This is a genomic window from Hoeflea sp. TYP-13 (assembly GCF_040932035.1).
Classification (GTDB): Bacteria; Pseudomonadota; Alphaproteobacteria; order Rhizobiales; family Rhizobiaceae; genus Hoeflea_A.
In genome coordinates this window covers 537,455-555,714 of record NZ_JBFRBB010000001.1, presented here as the reverse complement: position 1 = coordinate 555,714, position 18,260 = coordinate 537,455, and the positions used below count along the sequence as shown (strand labels likewise).

The window sequence follows — 18,260 nt, the reverse complement described above, 5'->3', positions numbered from 1 at the left end:
CGCTTGCGGGAACTTCAAGTTCAACGCGTCAGCCTCTCCTGTAGATCGTCATGACCACGCCGTTGGGAGATTGTCCGCTCTTGACCAGCGCGAGGCGATTTGGTGCCGCGCCGGCTTCAAACAGCCGTTTGCCTGAGCCGGCAATCACCGGAAAGTTCCACAGGCGGAATTCATCGACAAGATCGTGCGCCAGCAGGGTCTGCAGAAGCTGCGCGCTGCCATGTACCTGCAGCAGAGGACCGTCCTGCTGCTTCAATGCAGCGATCTCGGCCGGAATGTCGCCGCTGACAAGGTGCGAGTTGTTCCAGCTCAGATCCGGTGTGCCTCCCGAGACAACATATTTACGCGCGGCGTTCATCACGTCGGCGGCAGGATCGTTGTCGACACGCGGCCAGTGTCCCGCAAACAGTTCATACGTTTTTCTCCCGAAAAGCATGTCGTAGGGAGTGGACATTGCTTCACGACCCACCTGCGCCATGACTTCATCCCAGTAGGGGGCGGCCCAGCCGCCCCTGTCGAAATCTCCCGAACGGTCTTCTTCGGGCATCGAGGGCGCTTGCATTACGCCGTCAAGCGTCAGAAATGTCAGGATTGCCAGTTCTCTCATGTTTTTGTGTCCTACTCTTTTGCCGCGCGCTGTTGCAGCGGCTTAACGTGCTCGAATTTGTATGTTACCATATAGTTATCTAACCACATGGTAATATACAATGTCCACTGATAAATTGAGTCTCACTCTTTCCGCACTTGCCCATCCGGCGAGGCGATCAATCCTGGCAAGGCTGACATCCGGCGAGCTGACGGTGTCGGAACTGACCGAACCATTCGACATGACCGGACCGGCGATTACAAAACATCTGAAGGTTCTGGAACGGGCGGGATTGATTGAGCGTCTTCGGGACGCGCAGCGGCGGCCCTGCCGCCTGCAGCCGGAACCTCTGAAGGATGTTTACGCCCTTATTCAGCCATATCAGAGGTATTGGGACGAGAGTTTCGACCGGCTTGACGCGTTCCTTGCGGACAAGGCAGACCGCAATGGTGACTGAAGTGAAGATCGGCAGCGCGGAAAGCGCCCATGAGCTGGTCTTTTCACGCGCATTCGCTGCACCCGTCGATATCGTCTATCGTGCCTGGACAGACCCTGACCAGCTTGTGCACTGGTGGGGGCCAAGGGGTTTCTCCCTCACAATCAGAGCGATGGAGCTGAAGGTGGGCGGAGTATGGGACTATGTCCTGCACGGCCCGGACGGCACGGACTATCCCAACCGGGCCGTGTTCGAGGAAATTGACCCGCCGAAGCGTCTCGTGTTCTTCAACACGGGCGGCCATGTGAGCGACAGGCATCTGACCTGCAGGATGATCGTCACATTCGATGGGCAGGATCCGCATACGCTGGTCACTCTGCGAATGCTGTTTGCGTCGTCAGCGTCCCGCGATCGGGCGAAGGCACGGGGCGCGGAAGAAGGTGGTGTGGAGTCATTCGCACGGCTGTCGCAATGGCTGGCGAGGACCGGCCCCTCCCCGCAGCCTTGACAAGCAGGCCCGTGAAGCGGGTAGGCTTGTGCACCAAGAAGAAACGAATCTGCGCGGGAGGAAAAAATGGCACCGGTCAAACCCTGGAACGAGGTGGCAGCAAGGCTGATCGACGTTGCCATGGGCCGCACCCCCGCCGATACGGTCATCAAGGGCGGCAAGTGGGTCAATGTCCATTCCGGCGAGATTGTGCCGAACACCGATATCGCGATTGCCGAAGGCCGGTTCGCCTTTGTCGGACCGAATGCCGACCACGCCATCGGCGACGACACGAAAGTGATCGAAGCCAGGGGGCGCTATCTGGTGCCCGGCCTTTGCGACGCGCATATGCATGTCGAAAGCGGGCTCGTCACCGTTACCGAATTTGCCCGCGCCGTCATTCCGCACGGCACCACCTCGATGTTCATCGACCCGCACGAGATTGCCAATGTGCTCGGCATGCCGGGCGTCAAGCTGATGCATGACGAGGCGGTGGAGCTGCCGATCAACGTTCTGGTGCAGATGCCCTCGTGCGTTCCAAGCGCGCCGGGGCTGGAAAACGCCGGGGCGGAGCTTGGCGTTGCGGAAGTCACGGAAGCGATGGCCTGGCCGAACATTATCGGCCTTGGCGAGATGATGAACTTTCCGGGCGTGGCAAACGGCAATGCGACGATGCTCGGCGAGATTGCCGCAACGCAGGCCGCCGGAAAGACCGTCGGCGGGCATTACGCCTCGCCGGATCTGGGGCTCGCCTTCCACGGCTATGTCGCCGGCGGGCCGGCGGACGACCATGAGGGCACCCGCAAGGAAGATGCGATTGCCCGCGTGCGCCAGGGGCTCCGCGCCATGCTGCGGCTGGGCTCTGCCTGGTACGACGTCGCGCCGCAGATCAAGGCCGTCACCGAGGACGGGCTCGACCCGCGCAATTTTATCCTTTGCACCGATGACAGCCATTCGGGAACGCTTGTCCATGACGGCCATATGAATCGGGTGGTGCGCCACGCCATCGCGCAGGGCCTCAAACCCGTCACCGCCATCCAGATGGCGACGCTGAACACGACGGAACATTTCGGTATGGAGCGCGAGCTCGGCTCGATCACGCCCGGCCGTAGAGCCGACATGATCCTGTCATCGGACCTTGCAAGCCTACCGGTCGAAACGGTGATCGCACGCGGTGAAGTTCTCGCCGAAAACGGTGTGCTGACGGCGGAAATCCCCCACCACGCCTATCCGGCATTCGCCAAGGATACGGTGAAACTCGGCAAGCCGCTCGCCGCCCGCGATTTCGAGATTGCCGCGCCGGATGGCGCCGAGGCCGTGACGGCGCGGGTCATCGGAGTGATCGAGAACCAGGCGCCGACCAAGGCGCTGGAGGCGAGCTTAAGCGTTGCCGGCGGGCTGGTTCAGATGGACCGGCCGAAGGACGTCTGCCAGATCGCGCTGGTCGAGCGCCACCGGGCAACCGGGACCGTCACCAACGGTTTCGTCTCGGGCTTCGGCTACGACACCGACTGCGCCGTCGCCTCGACGGTCGCCCATGACAGCCACCATATGATCGTCGTCGGCACCGACCGGGCCGACATGGCGCTCGCCGCCAACCGGCTCGGCGAAGTGGGCGGCGGCATTGTCGTTTATTCAAAGGGCAAGGAGCTGGCGCTGGTGGAACTGCCGATCGCCGGCCTGATGGCCGACGAGCGCGCGGAAGTTGTCGCCGCCAAGGCGCAAAAGATGGTCGAAGCGATGGCCGCCTGCGGCTGCACCTTAAACAACGCCTATATGCAGCACTCGCTGCTGGCGCTGGTGGTGATCCCGGAAATCCGGATTTCGGATGTGGGGATTATCGATGTGACGAAGTTTGCGAAGGTGGGGTTGTTTGTGTAGGGGGGTGATGCAGCAGGAATGCCACTTAATGTTTGAAACATTTTTCCCTGTGCCACGTTACAAATTCGGGATGTGGGCACTCGCTGTGCCTATCCGGTGTGAGCAGCGCCCTGCTAGGGTTGATCATTGAGCGGATGGCCTCCGCATCGTTTGCTTGACGGGAAATCAGGATTTCCAAATCGTTCGACAGACCAACAAGCCCTCTGTCGAACATCCAATGTGCTGTACCGGAAAGAGCGATCCCGTTGCTAATTATATCCGGGCCGTCATGTTCGACCGGTCGAATATGAGCTGCCTCAACCTCGGCCCTTCCGCGACCATTAATCAGCCGCAACCCAGTAATAGCGCACCTTTCTCCATAGGCACGCAAGACAGTTTTTCGGAAATTCCGGTCACGAACTGGCCTGCTTGTCAGTTGCTCAATCCGGTCGCGCGCAGTCAGGTGAACATATGGCGCCGGCTCTTCGCTGATCTCATTCGGCTTGTCAGTTCGGGGTAAGTCACCCTCTGTCTTGCCAATGCCTAGTTCAATAATTCTGGCGAAATCTGTCGGAGAAACAGGCCTGACTGCTGCTTGAGCTCTACCAGAAATGCGACCTTGTGCATTCAGGAGACCCGCCTCAGTGATCTGGTCACCAATGCGAAATGGCACTGGGTCACCGAAATCGAGATAACTGCCGGGCTCGATAAGTGCGAGATACATATCTTTGAGTTGGTGATCGGGAACAATCTTCTTTACCTTCGCGGCAGCAAAATACCCTTTCGTATTTCGAACCTTTGTTGGTTGAAGATAGATTATCCAGTCGCCGACAAATTCTTCTGCCCTACCAAGATACTGCTTCGGGAACTGATACTGCACGGATGGGATATCGTTATAAATCGAGTCGGCCCTGTGCATGAATATTCCAAATGCCATGTTTGAAAATGCCTAATAAATGCAATTGGCAACAAGCTTTCAGAATAGGCGGCTAATTTCAACCTATTGGTGAGCGTCACTTCCCCGCCCCTGCGATCAAATTGCTTATGTAGCAAATTGTGAATCTGGGCGCCCTACCAACGAACGGGTTCAAGGTGTGCGTGTTTCCGCTGAAGCTGGTCGAGGCAAACGCGGCGGCGGAGCGGGTGATGGCGCGGGTGGAGGGGTAGGTTCGTGAACCCAGGCCGCTTTGGGGGAGAGCGGAAATTCGCTGCGAGCGCGAAACCCAAAAGAGTGAGGTACAAAAGTTGTCATTGGCACTCGGCTTGAGTATGTAGCGCTTGCATTATCATACCGGCCCGCATGCGGCTCACGTATTGCAGTTAAGAGGGGTTAGAATGGTATTTCTTCGTCAGCGGCCGACCTATCTGGCAGGGTGTGCTTCTTACCTACCTCCCCCTCCACAACAGAAAACAAGCCTCTTCCTGCGTGAACAATGCGGTGGCGGCGTGCCAACCGCTTACCGGCTTCTGTAAACGGTTGTTCGCCTTCTGCTACCATTAAACCGGTTTCGATATAGTAGCTCATCAGGCGTTCAAAAGTGTTTTTAGATATGGTGAACAGGCCTTGGGTGTCGAATGTCGCAAGTTCAGCAGCGAAGGCTGCACCGATAGCGCCGCGGGACTCTTCATCTTCACTATAGTATTGGATTTCGCCATTCCAATCATTTGTTCGCCATTCAAGCGCATTGTAGAAGACGGGGAATGCGCTAATCCATGTGCACTTGATCCGCGCATAGGTACCGGACGTGTCCCCACCAAAGCCGCCTCCTACGGTCATAGGTATCAAGTCGATTTCCAGAGGTTCGTCTGCTGCCGGGATGGGAGGCAGAGCAAGTTCAATTTCCAGGTGTCCTATTGCGTCCCGAAACTTCTCATTCTCTTTCCTCACCTCATTGATTTCACGTAATAGTTCGGCGCTTGCGGTAGTGTCACCCCGAACCCACCCGATACTGGGACGAGTGGCTTTAGCGTTGTCGAGGGCGTCGCGGACTGCGTGTTTCAGGTCGCCTGTGGTGATCCAAGTTTTACGGAGGCGCCCCGTTGAGACTTCTTCAACAAACTTAGCGAGGCGTTTCTTGCCGTCATCGGTAGTTTCCGTCTTGGCGGCGGGGATGCTACCGGGATCGCCGTGGAGCATGACCAAGACTGCGATGTTTCGGGATTTGGCATAGTAATATTCTTTTTCCGTGTAGCTAACCCCGTCATCGGCTGGGGTTCCATATCGCCCGGCGACAATCAGAACGTAGTAATCACACTTATCGATAAGCGTCTTGATAAACTCAAATTGGTCTTCATCGGCGGCGGGAAATGACTCCATCTGAACCGGGAAATCACCGGCGCTCAGAACGGCGTCTTGTACAGCCTGTCTCTCTTCCCTCAGGTCTTCAAAGGTAGAGCTAATAAAGACGGAGAATCTTTTATCCTGCATGGCTATGGTTTCTTTGTCTTTATATCGTCCTGAATGTTCTTCGCTAGCTCTTTCATCTTTTGAGCATTATTTTCGAATAGCTCTTTTAGGACGTACGAGTAGATTTCAAGCGATCCAAAATAGTGTTTGGGTTTCACTACATCCCCATGAGAGCCAAGATTACCTACTTCCTTAAGGGCGTAGCATAAATCCGCATGATCTTTGTTGGTATCCGCCCAAACATCGAGGCGGCGGTGCAAGCTCATTCTTACCGTTTCACCTCTTTTATTTCTCTCGTGAGTCGGCACATTCAGTTCATCTAGCAGGGCCTCTAAGCTTGCTCGAAGCGAATTTGCTGCAGCGGATGCCTCCACCCAGTACAAGGCAAAACTCCTTTCTAATAAGTTCTCCACCTCGGATGGTGTTTCAGGCGGGATGTAGCAAAGTCGAGGTGAAGGAAAAAAAGATTGGATCGTGAAGTGTTCATAATATTCGGGGTGCCGGTCATAACCATATCGCTGATCAACACCGCCTTTGCCAGAAACAAAAGCGACCTCACCGCAATCCTTCTTATTGCACACGCAGGTGACAGTGAAACGGAACGTAATCCAGCCCGGGTCCCAAGCTTCATGCCCATGCGCAGATTCTGAGTATGGCGGTTCAATTTTTTTGAATGTGCTTCGATCGGGGACAAGGAAGCCGATATTGCATTCTGGGCAGGGGTATTCAAAGTCCGGATAATCAGAGAAATTCTTAGGTGCGGTGATGGCAAGTGGCATGTCGGTTCTAGTGAATTGGGGAAACTCACTGCACTGTGACGGGTACGAAGCGAACTTGCAACTTATTCGACGGGAGGCACCTTGGGGAAGCGATGTGAGCCTCGGTTGGTACTGTTCGCTGAGGCCACTTCAATCGCCGAGCGGATGCTGCACTGTCAAGCTAGGTCAGCTTCGACCGACCAATCCGCAGCAAAGACGTTTCCCGATGAACGGCAACTGTGCGCAGTATGCCGTTTGTCATCTCAAAGTCTGGTCGACCTTTCTGAGAAACAGCAATCATGCGATGAGCCCATTTTGGTCGTTGGAAAGCGGCGCAAACTAACTTAGGCTACTAAGATTGCAGTCTTCCGCTACAGTGGCTCCCGACATCTCCGCCAACAACCAATTGGGTTTATTTGCGCTCAGATCGAACTTTACGGCTCACCTTTGACAAAACGCGTTGATCTTACCTCACATGCTACATTAGTCGGCCAGAGCTTCTCTGCCCGCGTTGACATGCTAGAGCATGTCATTGGGAGCACACACTTTCCGTCAATTGGTCAATACAAAGAGCGGCTGCTTGCTAAAGTATTACGCGATTATCTGCCGCGAACAATTGAGGTCGGAACAGGGTTCGTCCTGTTTCCGTGTCCTCTCGAGAAAGGAGTGGACCTGGAGAACTTCGACGAACTCAATCAAGCATCATTTCAGCCGTCGAGACAATGCGATATTATAGTTTTTGACTCTAGCACAGTACCGGTCATCTTTCGTGACGACGACTTCGTGGTTGTGAGGCCAGAATCTGTCAAAGCCATAATTGAAGTGAAGGGTTCTTTGACATCCAAGGGATTGCGAGACACCCTCGAAAACGCAATCGAATTCGGTCAAAAATGGCGACAAACGCAGCAGTTTTATCGGGATCATCATCAAGAACAAGCAAATCGGCCCGGATTGTTTTTGATGGCGTGGCAGGTCAAAACCAATAGAACGGGCCATAGGCAGATAACACCTTCCAGAACTAGGGAAATTATTGCATCGACATACCGAAATCATCTCCTTGCTGATGAAGCTGACGCTTTTCCTTTGTTGGAAAAGGTGTTGGTTTACGATGATTTCGAGATTACCAACTGCTGTTATATGTCAGAAAACCCAAGCGAAACTGGATTCGAATATGCAGAAGGATGGGCATCTGATGAGGGGCGCTATCTACGTAGCGTGTCAAATAAGGACAAATTCGAATGGCAAGGGGACAAAACTATTGCCACCCTTCTTGCGTCACTGCACTACCAATTAAATCGTTCTGGCTTTAATCGCTTCTTCTCATACACAGACGAAATCAGACATCTGCCAAATATCAGCTCCCCCAAAATTGGTTTTTCGCCCACATGGATAGACTTACCGTCGGAGCAGTTTCGGCGGATCAACTCGGATCGATTGATTGAAGATTCTGACAACAGTTAAGCCTATTTGTTTTCTCCAGCTGTAGTTTAACCTCACCACTTCGAATGTCGGATTCGTCCGCATACCCAGCATTAATGTAGGCTGGCCCAAGGCACCGCGGCGAAAGTCCTCTTTAGAGATGTGCGTTTCGGTATCAGCTATATTCGCCAATGGCGGCAACGGGCCGGCTACCGCTATTTAATTCATTTCCGCAACCCCCTCCCCTCACCCCGCCTCGCCATACTCCTCATCGCTCACATGCTCCAGCCAGTCGACATTGGAGCCGTCGAGGGCCTCGTGGATGGCAATGTGGGTCATGGCGTTGTCTTTTGTGGCGCCGTGCCAGTGTTTTTCACCGGGTTCAATCCAGACCGTGTCGCCGGGCAGGATTTTTTGGACCGGCTCGCCCTGTTTTTGCACGTAGCCGGCGCCGGAGACGACATGCAGCGCCTGGCCGAGCGGGTGGGTGTGCCAGGCGGTGCGCGCGCCCGGCGCGAAGCTGACCCGCAGCGCCCGCACGCGCGCGGGTTCCGGCGCGGTGACAATCGGGTCCATGGTGACGGTTCCGGTGAAATAGTCGGCGCTGCCTTCGCCCGTCGGGCGGCTGCCCGCCTTGTAGATGTCCATCCTGTTATCCTCGGCCTGATGAAACGCTTAAGGCAAGACTACACGCCGTGGGCCGGCGGACAATAGCGGCTCACCTTTCAACCCGGAAGCTTGCAAGATCCAGATCGCCGCTCCAGCGCCAGGCGCCGAGGAAGGGCTCAGTCAATGTCCGGCGGCCGTGGGGAACCCAGGCCGGGTGGTGGATGAGTGTGCCGGGGGCACGGGCGCGGTAAGGCTCATCGCCAACGGTCCATTCGGCGGTGCCGGATATCACGAAATACGTCTCCTCGCCCGAATGGCTGGAGACCGGATAGTTGGTGTCAGGTTCCGAGACGAGAAGGCCGATGCGGACATTTTTCGCCGGGATGTGGCCGTCGGGGCCGACAAGCTCGGCCGCGTGCAGGCGCGCGGAGACGCCGGCGTCCAGCCCCTCGCCCTGCCAGCACGTCCAGTCGATAAGGCGGCGGCAGGCAAGAACAAGACCGGCCTCGGGCAGCGCACCGACAAGCGCGCAGGCCTCTTCAAGCAGGGCACCGGGATGCGACGCCGAGGCGGCGCGGCGGTAGGCGGCGGTATCGGCCGCGCGCAGCGCCGCCACGGCCTCATCGCCGCCCGGCCGACCCTCGGTTTCAAAGGCCATCGCCAGCGCATCGAAGAGGGCTCGAAAATCCGCCGCCTCGCCCGGTTGCAACAGGGTCATCGTCACCTGCCTCCCAACGCCAAGTATGCCCGCTAATGACGCGGGTGAAAACAACTGCAAGAAAGTGCATTGCTGCCGGACAAAGGCAATTTGACCGGCGCCGGTTCACTGATATGGTTGCAACCTCACGTTGGAGGCCGCAATGCCGCATCTTCGACTATCGCGCCGTGCGCTGATTTTCAGCCTGGCGGCATGTTTCACCCCGGTGGGCGGTGCGCGCGCGGCTGACGAGGCTTCGGTAAAAAAGGGAGACAAGACCATGAGCGGATCGGACGTATCCTGGGTGTTTTCGGTGACGATCAAGGACGGCGCCGTTGAAAAGCTGAAAGCCATCATTGCCGAGATGGCGGACGGGGCCAAGGCCTCGGAGCCCGGCACGCTCGGCTATGAATGGTCGATCAGCGACGACGGCAAAAACGGCCAGGTTCACGAGCATTACCGCGATTCGGAAGCGGCGCTCACCCATCTCGCCTCGTTCAACGAAAACTTCGCGGCGCGGCTGATGGAACTCGTCGAGCCGACCGGCATGGTGGTGTTTGGGGAGCCCAGCGCGGCGCTGAAAAAGGAGCTGGAAGGCGCCGACCCCGTCTATATGCAGCCCGCCGGCGGCTTTGTGCGCTGAAGCCTCCCGTCCCACTCTTGCCAATGTTGGATTGCAACCTGCAATTTAGAGCGTGTCTAGAGGAGGTGCGGCATGGCAGGCAGGCGGATTGTGGTTTTGTGCGACGGAACGTCCAACGAGATATCGGAGGACCGGACCAATATCCTGCGGCTTTACGGCGCGCTCGAAAAGAACGACGAACAGCTTGTCTTTTACGATCCGGGCGTCGGCACGTTCGGGGCGGCGAATGCCTGGTCCTATCACTACCGCAAGGCCCACGAGATCTGGGGGCTGGCGACCGGCTGGGGGCTCGACCACAATGTCAAGGAGGCCTACCGGTTCCTCGCCGAGACCTATGATGACGGCAAGGCTTCGGGCGGCGAACCGGACGAGATCTATCTCTTCGGCTTTTCGCGCGGCGCCTATACGGTGCGCGTGCTTGCCGGCTTCATCCACGCCATCGGCCTGATTGAACCGATCAATCTCAACCTTCTCGACTATGCCTACCGCGCCTATAAGGGCATCAGCGAGCGGAGCGGCGAAACGGTGAGCGACGATCGCGACCCGGCGAAAAACCCCTTTGCCGAAGCGCGGCTTTTCGAGCGGATTCTTTCGCCTCGGCGGCCGGCGATCCGCTGTCTCGGGCTTTTCGACACGGTCGGCTCGGTGATCGAGCTCGGCCGCTACGGCCCGCGCACCCGCACCCACGCCTTTACCCGGACCAACAAATCCGTCGAGGCGGTGCGCCATGCGGTGGCGATCGACGAAATGCGCACCATGTTCCGCCCGCAGCTCTGGCCGGAGGGCGTCGACTATTGGGGCGGGCCGTTCAGGCCGAAGACGGTCATAAAACAGGATGTTAGGCAAGTCTGGTTCTCGGGCGTTCATGGCGATGCCGGCGGCGGTTATCCGGAGCGCGAGAGCCGCCTTGCCAAGATCCCGCTCGAATGGATGATCGACGAGACAAAGGCGCTGGGGCTGAAATACAAGACCCGCACGGTCAACGAGATCGTGCTCGGCAAGAACGCCAACAAGCCCTATGTCGCGCCCGATCCGCTGGCGGCGCCCAACAATTCGATGACTTTCGCGTGGAAGATCCTCGAATATCTGCCGCGGCGGGTGTCGCAATACGATCCGACGTCGCGGCCCGCCTTCATGGGCTGGTATATTCCGCGCTTTGAAAAGCGGATCATTCCGCCTGGCGCTTCGATCCATCATTCCGTCTTCAAGCGGCGCGGCACGCCAAGCGACTATGAGCAGCCGAACATTCCGGCGGACCATGTTGTCGTCGGGGAGCCGCCCGCGCCAAAACCGCGTGTCAGGCGCGCCGCAAAAGCAAAGGCAAAAGCGGGATCAGCAAAAGCGACAAAATGACGAAGACCAGCTTGATGCCGGTCGCAACGCTCGCGAGTTGGATGAGCCCGGCGTCGAGCGAGGCCGCCGTGCCGTCGAAGGTTTTGAGCTGGCGCAGATGAATGGAATTCTCGGTCCAGTCGGCAAGGACGGCGACGGCAACCGGCGTTAAAAACCAGACGCCCTGCGGGCTGGCGCCGAGGGCGAACAAAACCGCCAGCAGGCTGAAGGCGAGCGCACCGCCGTAAAGGACGGGGAAGAAGAGATCGAGCTTCAGGAAAGCCCGTTCGGCCTTCAGACCGCCATCCGTTTTCGAAATCACCGACCAGACCTTTGCCGCGTCTTCCGTACCGTAATGCGCGAAACGGACATTCAGCGCCTTCAGCCCCGCGCCCTGCAGAGCCGAGGCAACGATGCTGTGGTTCGTCGCGCGGTTCATCAAATGCCCGCCGGCAATAAGCACCGCCAGGGAAAAGACGAAGGCAAGGCCCGCCAACGCAAGATTGTGCATATTCGCCCTACCCTTCTTTCTTCGCCTGGTGGTATTTTTTGCGGATCTCGTCGATATCGACGGTCGGCTCCGGCGCCTTCAGATCCATGGCCTTCAGCGTTTCGAGGATGATCTGCGAGGCGGCGAGGTTGCGGAACCATTTGTGGTTGGAGGGGATCACATACCAGGGGGCGTTTTGCGTCGAGCATTTCGACAGCATCGCCTCATAGGCGGCGACGTAATCGTCCCAGCGCTCGCGCTCGGCATAGTCGGCCGCCGAGATCTTCCATTGGCGGTCCGGATCGTCGAGGCGTTTCCTGAAGCGCTCGAGCTGCTCTTCCTTCGAGATATAAAGGAAGAATTTCACTATGGTTACGCCGCTGTCGGTGAGCCCGCTCTCAAAGGCGTTGATGGCTTCGTAACGCTTTTCCCACGCGGCTTTGGGCGCCAGATCATGTACGCGCACGACGAGCACATCCTCATAATGCGAGCGGTTGAAGACACCGACCTGCCCGAGGCCCGGCACCTTTTTGTGGATACGCCACAAAAAATCATGGGCGCGCTCTTCCGCCGACGGTTGCTTGAAGCCGGAAACATTTGTGCCTTGCGGGTTCATGGCGCGGATCACGTGCCAGCACACGCCGTCCTTGCCGGCCGCATCGATACCCTGCAGCACGATCAGCAGCGCGTGTTTCTTTTCCGCGTATAGGAGCTCCTGCAGGCCGGTAATGTCATCAAGCGTTGCTTCGAGGTCCGGCACCGCCTTTTCGTGGCTTTCATGGCGGCCGTGGAAGCCCGGATCGATATCGGCAAGCTTCACATGCGTGCCGGGCTTGACGATCAGGCGCTCACGATAATCCATTTTAGCCTCCTGAGTTAACGGTGCAGATGCCGGTGGTGGTGCAGGTGCGTATTGACGATCTCGGCGGCGCGGGCGCGGCGGTCGAGCCGGTTGTCGATCAGCCTCTCCATGGCCACGCGCACGATACCGAGGATACAGAGCCAGACAAGCAGATAGACCCAGATCCAGCCGATGGTCGTCCAGGAGATCGCCGGCACGATCCAGCCGAAGCCGCACATCAGAACCGCAAGCGCCTGCGTCAGCACGATGGCGATGGCGAGCGGCGGCGCCGGGACCGGCGGCTCGAAAAACCATTTATGCGTTCGGGTGACAAGCAGCAGCAGATGCCCGCCGGCGACAAGCTGCAGGAACATCACCGTTTGCAGATGCGACTGGTCGTGAAGGCCGAAATATTCTCTTGCCGGCGGATGCGCCATCACCGCAAAGCCGATGAGCAGCAGCCCGAAGGATTGAACGATGGAGGCAAGGCCGAGCACCGCCGAAACGGATAAAAGCCGTGGCATGCGCCAGCGGATCGGATCTTTCGTCACCGCCGTGTTGTCATATGCAATGGTCATGATCGGCACGTCGTCGAGCAGCGACATGATGACGATCATGATCGCCGTCAGCGGCTGGAAGCCGAGGAAGATGGTCGACAGCACCACCAGGAACATGATGTCCATCGTGAGCGCCACGCGGTAGATCGTATAGCTGGTGATACGCCCGAATATGCGCCGCGCCTCGTCGATGGCGTTGTCGATGACGGAAAGGCCCGGCGCCGTCAGGATCAGTGCCGCCGCGCCCCTCGCCGCGTCCGTCGCGCCGGAAACGGCGGTGCCGCAATCGGCCTGCTTGAGCGCCGGCGCGTCGTTGACGCCGTCGCCGGTCATGGCGACGAGATGGCCGCGCTGCTGCAGCGCCTTGACGATGGCGTATTTGTGCTCCGGGAAAACGCGGGCAAAACCGTCGGCCTTTTCGATCGAATCGGCGATGCGCTCCGGCACATGATCCGGGTCCATATCCTTCGGGAAGGCATCGGCGGCGGCGATGATATTGGTGCCGAGGCCGAGCTGACGCGCCGTCTCGCGGGCAATCGCCGTGTCGTCGCCGGTCACCATCTTGACCGAGACGCCCTTGGCGCGGACCTTTTCGATCGTGTCCTTGGAATCGTCGCGCGGCGGGTCGAACATCGGCAGGATACCAAGGAGGCTCCAGCTCTTGCCGTCGTCCTGCGAGCGGGCAACGCCAAGCGCCCGGTAGCCGCGCTTGCCGAGCTCGGCGACGCTTTCCTCAACCTTGCTGGCGATCTCCGCCGGCGGCTTTGCGAGGTCAACAATCGCCTGTGGCGCGCCCTTGGCGACGGTGAGCGCCTTGCCGTTTTCATCGGTGACGCTTGCCAGCGTGCGTTTCGAGACCGGGTCAAAGGGCGTGAACTTGACCATCTTGTAAGCGTCCAGCACCGCCCGGTCCCTCAGCGCCTCCATCACGGCGGAATCGATGACATCGCTGTTTTCGCTTTCCGAGGCGAGCGCGGCGGCAAGCACCACCTCCTGCCCATCCCCGCCCTCCAGCAGGATCGGATCGCCCAGCGTCAGGAGGTTCTTGGTCAGCGTGCCGGTCTTGTCGGAGCACAATATGTCGACCCCGGCCATTTCCTCGATCGAAGCAAGGCGCGAGACGATGGCCTTTTCCTTCGACAGCGCCAGCGCGCCGAGCGCCATGGTGATCGAAAAGACGGCGGGCATTGCCACCGGAATGGAAGCAACAAGCAGGATCAGCACGAATTGCAGAATATCGAGCGCGTCGGCAAGGCCCCAATTGTCGGTGACGACGATATCGCGCCAGACCTGCACCGCAACCATCACCAGCGCCAGCACCACGGCAACGGCAATCAAAAAATTGCCAATCTGGAACATTGCCCGCTGCGCATGGCTGACGGCGCCGGCGCCGGCAACAAGTTTTGCCGTACGCCCGAAGAAGGTGTTGGCGCCGGTGGCGATCACCAGCCCTTGCATCTCGCCCTGTTTGACGACGGAGCCGGAATAGGCCTCGTCGCCGGGCTTTTTATCGACGGGAAGCGACTCGCCCGTCAGCGCCGCCTGGTCGATGGAGGCATAATCGCCCGAAACCAGCCGCAGGTCCGCAGGCACGATCTCGCCAAGCCGAATCCTGACGATGTCGCCCGGCACGAGATTTGCGGCATCGATGGTGGTGAACGCGCCGTCACGCAATGCTGTTGCGTGCGGGGCGAGGCTTTCCTTCAGCGCCGCAAGCGCATTGGAAGCCTTCATGTCCTGCCACAATTCAAGGCTGGCATTGAAAACGAGCAGGCCGAAGATAATGATAAAATCGTCCCAGCGTCCGAGAAAGGCAGAGACCAGCGCGGCCGCCTCGATCATGAAGGCAATCGGTCCGGTGAAATATTTGAGGATCTTTGCCGCAAGGCTCACATGCTTTTCGGGCAGCGCGTTCGGCCCGTATTCCTGTAGCCTTTTTTCCGCTTCGCCAGTCGAAAGCCCCTTTTCAGCTTCGACGCCAAGCTCTTTCAGCACGTCTTTTACAGGCATGGTTTCAAGATCGGCGCTGTTCGCAGCAGTGTTACCGGTCTGGCTCATGTGCTTTCCCCGCAATCGTACACTATTGCGAGTATGGACAATCTGAGGTGGAAATGAAGCCGGAAAAGCGTGGAATTTTTATGATGGCCGTCTGCCCGGTCCGGTAATATGGTCTTTCATTCAAAGGCCGCTATATCGCAGTCTTTAACCTTTGGAGCTTCAAACATGTCCGGTCCGCTGCACGGTTTCAAAGTGATCGATCTGACCTCGATGATCTCAGGCCCGCTCGCCACCAGAACGCTGGCCGACCAGGGCGCCGACGTCATCAAGGTGGAAGCCCCGCAGGGCGACCACGCACGGCATGTCGCAACCCGTCGCGGCGGCTTTTCGGCTTCATTTTTGAACAACAACCGCAACAAGCGCTCGATCGTTCTGAACCTGAAAAACCCGGACGGGCTTGCGGCGCTCAAGCGCCTGGCGGCGGACGCCGATGTCATCGTGCAGAATTTCCGGCCGGGTGTTGCCGACCGGATCGGCGTCGGCGAAGCGGCGATCCGCGAGATCAATCCGCAGATTATTTACGTTTCGATTGCCGGCTTCGGCTTTGACGGGCCTTACGCGAACAAGCCCGTGTTCGACCCGCTTATCCAGGCGGTCTCGGGCCTGACCACCGTGCAGGCCGGCTCGGACGAGGAGCGGCCGCGCCTTGTGCGCACCATCCTGCCGGACAAGCTGACGGGCATCCAGGCCGCGCAGGCGATTACGGCTGCGCTTTTGTCCCGGACACGCACCGGCAAGGGTCAGCATGTGCGCCTTTCCATGCTCGACACGGTCGTCTCGTTCCTTTGGAGTTCGGATATGGGCCGGCACACTTTCGTCGGCGAGGAAAACGGGGCCGAAACCGCGCAGTCCTTCATCGATCTCATCTACGAGACCACCGACGGCTATATCAGCGTCGCGGTGATGCAGAACAAGGAGTGGCAGGCCTTTGCCCGCGCCGCCGGACGGCCGGACATTCTGGAGGACGAACGCTTCAAGACGGCAACAGGCCGCGAGACCCACAAGAACGAGCGGCTTGAACTCATCCAGTCGATCCTGAAGGACCGCAGCACTGCAGAATGGCTCGAGGCTCTCGAAGCCGAGGATGTTCCGTGTGCGCCGGTGCTGACCCGCCGCGAAGTGATCAGCCATCCGCAGATCGCGGCCAACGACCTGATCGTCGAACTGGATCATCCGGAGGCCGGCCCGATCCGCCAGACCCGCAATCCGGCGCTTTTTTCGACCACGGAAGCCGAAAACCGGCTCGGCGCGCCGGTGCTCGGACAGCAGACGCGGGAGATCCTCGCCGAACACGGCTTCGACAACGATACGATTGCCGCGCTGGAAGAAAACGGCGCGGCGGTGCAGGCCAAAATCCGCAACTGACCGCGAGGGAGTTATCATGGGCAAGAATGTCGTTCTGCTGCACGGTGCATTTGCAGGGCCGTGGTGCATGGAAAACTACCGTACATTTCTGGAAGCGCGCGGCTGGACCTGTCACGTCCCGGCGCTGCGCTTCCATGGGGGTGACACGAAATCGGATCCTGATCCCGCTTTGACGGACACCAGCATCCTCGACTACACGAAGGACATAGCGGCGTTTGTGAAGACACTCGACAGCCCGCCGGTTATCATCGCCCACGCGGTCAGCGCCATCGTTGCTCAGCAAGTGGCGGCGCAGGGGCTCGCGAGCGGTCTGGTGCTGATCAATCCGAACGCAACATGGGGCATGCTACCCGAGACCGATGACGAGCGGGCCGTGGCGCGCGCCTTCATGGAACAGGGCCCGTTCTGGAAAGCGCCCGTACACGTCGATTTCGACCTCATCGCGCCCTTTGCCTGGAACAGGCTGGATGAAAAGACCCAGCACGAGACCTTCGAAAAGCTCGGCCCCGAATCCGGCCGGGTGATGTTTGAGATGTTCTTCTGGATGTTCGACGACAACCGCGCGGTGGCCGTGGACTTCGACAAGGTCACCTGCCCCGTCGTCGTCGTTTGCGGGGCGGAAGACCGGGCGGTGCGTCCGGCGGTCGGCAAGCAGATCGCCGAAAAGTACGGCGACAAGGGAACCTATCATCTCGCCGAAAACCACGCGCATTTCCTGTTTATGGAGCCCGGCTGGGAGGATGTTGCGGCGGTCGCCGCCGATTGGATGGACAAAGCCTGAAGGGCCGACCCTCAGGCCAGCGCTACGGCCAGATTTTCGAGCACCGCCGCATAGCCTTCCCGGTGCCCCTGCACGGCGCCTTCGCCAACAAAGGAGGTGACCTGATCGGTCAGCCGCAGGATAGTGCCGCCATTGTCCGCTTCGACGATATCGAAGGTGATCAGCGCCACGGTGAGAAGCTGCTCGCCATCCCGGAGCTCCTCGGTAAAGGAGATCAGGCTCGGCCGCTCGACCAGATGGTAGGAGATACGCGTTTCCCAGTTCATCGGGCCGCCCTTCGGACCGCAGCGGGCTGTTTCACCGCCGCCTGTGCGAAGGTCGCTTTCAAGAATTCTGACCTCCACGTCCGTGCTGGGCGCCGACCAGCGTTCACGTGCGCGCGGATCGGCGAAGGCTGAAAACAGCCTTTCCGGCGCGGCGGCAAAGGACCGCTCAAGCGCGATCGTTCCGTGGACCGGCCGCATCACCCGTCCACCTCCTTCTCCAGCCGGTCGAGCATGACGCCCCAGCCGTTTTCGTGGGCCGAGCGCATGCTCTGACCGGTCATGAAGGCGGCTTGCTCGCAGCACACGAGGCGTGTGCCGGTGCCCTCGGGGCGGAAATCGATGGTCGACTGCATGCAGGAAAAGGCAGCACTATTTGAAATAACGCGCACGGCGGAGACGATACGGCTCGCCGGAACTATGTCGATGAACCACGTATCGAAACTCACGATCACCTCGCCGTTCTTCTTCAGGTGGCTCTTTTCGTAGCCGCCGGCGCGGAAGTCGAAACTCTCATAGTCCATCTCCATGTCCTCAGGCGTCGGCTCCCAGCGGCGGCGCGCGTCGCTGTCCTCCCAGGCGGCGAAAACCCGCTCAGGCGCGGCCTTGAAAAGCCGCTCTACCCTGATGGTTTCATGGACGATTTCCGGTTTGCCTGCCATGCTGTTCTC

At 58.9% G+C, this 18,260-nt stretch carries 19 protein-coding genes; 8 read left to right on the top strand and 11 right to left on the bottom strand.

All coding sequences use genetic code 11. The features are described from left to right. Positions 1–28 precede the first annotated feature (28 nt). A complete protein-coding gene (locus ABVT35_RS02500) occupies positions 29–607 on the bottom strand; it encodes a dihydrofolate reductase family protein (protein WP_368464697.1) in 579 nt (192 codons plus the stop codon). 100 nt (positions 608–707) lie between these two features. On the opposite strand from ABVT35_RS02500, the gene ABVT35_RS02495 reads away from it, so the two are divergent. The 3 genes from ABVT35_RS02495 to ade all read left to right on the top strand — a co-directional run bounded on the left by ABVT35_RS02495 (position 708) and on the right by ade (position 3,390). Further along, positions 708–1,043 carry an ArsR/SmtB family transcription factor gene (locus ABVT35_RS02495; RefSeq protein ID WP_368464696.1) on the top strand — a complete coding sequence of 112 codons (336 nt, stop codon included), beginning with the start codon at positions 708–710 and terminating at the stop codon, positions 1,041–1,043. Next, positions 1,033–1,530: an SRPBCC family protein gene (locus tag ABVT35_RS02490; protein ID WP_368464695.1), complete on the top strand. Its 498-nt coding sequence runs from the start codon at positions 1,033–1,035 to the stop codon at positions 1,528–1,530. Before ABVT35_RS02495 ends, ABVT35_RS02490 begins: the two co-directional genes overlap by 11 nt. A 66-nt stretch (positions 1,531–1,596) precedes the next feature. Then, positions 1,597–3,390: an adenine deaminase gene (ade, locus tag ABVT35_RS02485; RefSeq protein ID WP_368464694.1), complete on the top strand. Its 1,794-nt coding sequence runs from the start codon at positions 1,597–1,599 to the stop codon at positions 3,388–3,390. 25 nt (positions 3,391–3,415) lie between these two features. Here ade and ABVT35_RS02480 read toward each other — a convergent pair whose 3' ends face one another. From ABVT35_RS02480 to ABVT35_RS02470, 3 genes are all read right to left on the bottom strand, one after another. Then, the gene (locus ABVT35_RS02480) at positions 3,416–4,306 is read right to left on the bottom strand and encodes an HNH endonuclease (RefSeq protein WP_368464693.1); all 891 of its coding nucleotides are present in this window, start codon (positions 4,304–4,306) and stop codon (positions 3,416–3,418) included. Between the two features lie 393 nt (positions 4,307–4,699). Next, positions 4,700–5,797, bottom strand: coding sequence for a DUF4062 domain-containing protein (locus tag ABVT35_RS02475; RefSeq protein WP_368464692.1), 1,098 nt, complete (start codon positions 5,795–5,797; stop codon positions 4,700–4,702). Positions 5,798–5,799: 2 nt separating this feature from the next. After that, positions 5,800–6,555, bottom strand: coding sequence for a DUF4145 domain-containing protein (locus ABVT35_RS02470; RefSeq protein WP_368464691.1), 756 nt, complete (start codon positions 6,553–6,555; stop codon positions 5,800–5,802). A gap of 426 nt (positions 6,556–6,981) precedes the next feature. On the opposite strand from ABVT35_RS02470, the gene ABVT35_RS02465 reads away from it, so the two are divergent. Further along, positions 6,982–7,995, top strand: coding sequence for a DUF6602 domain-containing protein (locus tag ABVT35_RS02465; protein WP_368464690.1), 1,014 nt, complete (start codon positions 6,982–6,984; stop codon positions 7,993–7,995). A 204-nt stretch (positions 7,996–8,199) separates the two neighbouring features. On the opposite strand, the gene ABVT35_RS02460 is transcribed toward ABVT35_RS02465, so the two are convergent. Then, entirely contained in the window at positions 8,200–8,601 is a 402-nt protein-coding gene (locus ABVT35_RS02460) for a cupin domain-containing protein (RefSeq protein ID WP_368464689.1), read from the bottom strand. A gap of 70 nt (positions 8,602–8,671) precedes the next feature. Continuing rightward, complete coding sequence (locus ABVT35_RS02455) at positions 8,672–9,280, bottom strand: dimethylsulfonioproprionate lyase family protein (RefSeq protein WP_368464688.1); 609 nt, start codon at positions 9,278–9,280, stop codon at positions 8,672–8,674. Between the two features lie 142 nt (positions 9,281–9,422). On the opposite strand from ABVT35_RS02455, the gene ABVT35_RS02450 reads away from it, so the two are divergent. Both ABVT35_RS02450 and ABVT35_RS02445 read left to right on the top strand, forming a co-directional pair. Further along, complete coding sequence (locus tag ABVT35_RS02450) at positions 9,423–9,902, top strand: putative quinol monooxygenase (protein ID WP_368464686.1); 480 nt, start codon at positions 9,423–9,425, stop codon at positions 9,900–9,902. Positions 9,903–9,974: 72 nt separating this feature from the next. After that, complete coding sequence (locus tag ABVT35_RS02445) at positions 9,975–11,255, top strand: DUF2235 domain-containing protein (protein ID WP_368464685.1); 1,281 nt, start codon at positions 9,975–9,977, stop codon at positions 11,253–11,255. Here ABVT35_RS02445 and ABVT35_RS02440 read toward each other — a convergent pair. Genes ABVT35_RS02440 through ABVT35_RS02430 form a run of 3 tightly spaced genes read right to left on the bottom strand, consistent with a single transcriptional unit; the run spans position 11,200 to position 15,180 of the window. Next, positions 11,200–11,745, bottom strand: a complete 546-nt coding sequence (locus tag ABVT35_RS02440) for a hypothetical protein (protein ID WP_368464684.1) — start codon at positions 11,743–11,745, stop codon at positions 11,200–11,202. The genes ABVT35_RS02445 and ABVT35_RS02440 overlap by 56 nt on opposite strands. Positions 11,746–11,752: 7 nt before the next feature. After that, positions 11,753–12,586, bottom strand: coding sequence for a polyphosphate kinase 2 family protein (locus ABVT35_RS02435; protein WP_368464682.1), 834 nt, complete (start codon positions 12,584–12,586; stop codon positions 11,753–11,755). Between the two features lie 14 nt (positions 12,587–12,600). Next, positions 12,601–15,180: a plasma-membrane proton-efflux P-type ATPase gene (locus tag ABVT35_RS02430; RefSeq protein WP_368464681.1), complete on the bottom strand. Its 2,580-nt coding sequence runs from the start codon at positions 15,178–15,180 to the stop codon at positions 12,601–12,603. Between the two features lie 165 nt (positions 15,181–15,345). On the opposite strand from ABVT35_RS02430, the gene ABVT35_RS02425 reads away from it, so the two are divergent. Both ABVT35_RS02425 and ABVT35_RS02420 read left to right on the top strand, forming a co-directional pair. Then, positions 15,346–16,545: a CaiB/BaiF CoA transferase family protein gene (locus tag ABVT35_RS02425; protein WP_368464680.1), complete on the top strand. Its 1,200-nt coding sequence runs from the start codon at positions 15,346–15,348 to the stop codon at positions 16,543–16,545. Between the two features lie 16 nt (positions 16,546–16,561). Further along, positions 16,562–17,326, top strand: a complete 765-nt coding sequence (locus ABVT35_RS02420) for an alpha/beta hydrolase (protein ID WP_368464678.1) — start codon at positions 16,562–16,564, stop codon at positions 17,324–17,326. A gap of 11 nt (positions 17,327–17,337) precedes the next feature. Here ABVT35_RS02420 and ABVT35_RS02415 read toward each other — a convergent pair whose 3' ends face one another. Further along, on the bottom strand, positions 17,338–17,790 hold the full coding sequence (locus ABVT35_RS02415) for an SRPBCC domain-containing protein (protein WP_368466257.1): 453 nt from the start codon (positions 17,788–17,790) through the stop codon (positions 17,338–17,340). After that, positions 17,790–18,251 carry an SRPBCC domain-containing protein gene (locus ABVT35_RS02410; protein WP_368464677.1) on the bottom strand — a complete coding sequence of 154 codons (462 nt, stop codon included), beginning with the start codon at positions 18,249–18,251 and terminating at the stop codon, positions 17,790–17,792. The genes ABVT35_RS02415 and ABVT35_RS02410 overlap by 1 nt, the downstream gene beginning before the upstream one ends. Between the last annotated feature and the right edge of the window lie 9 nt (positions 18,252–18,260).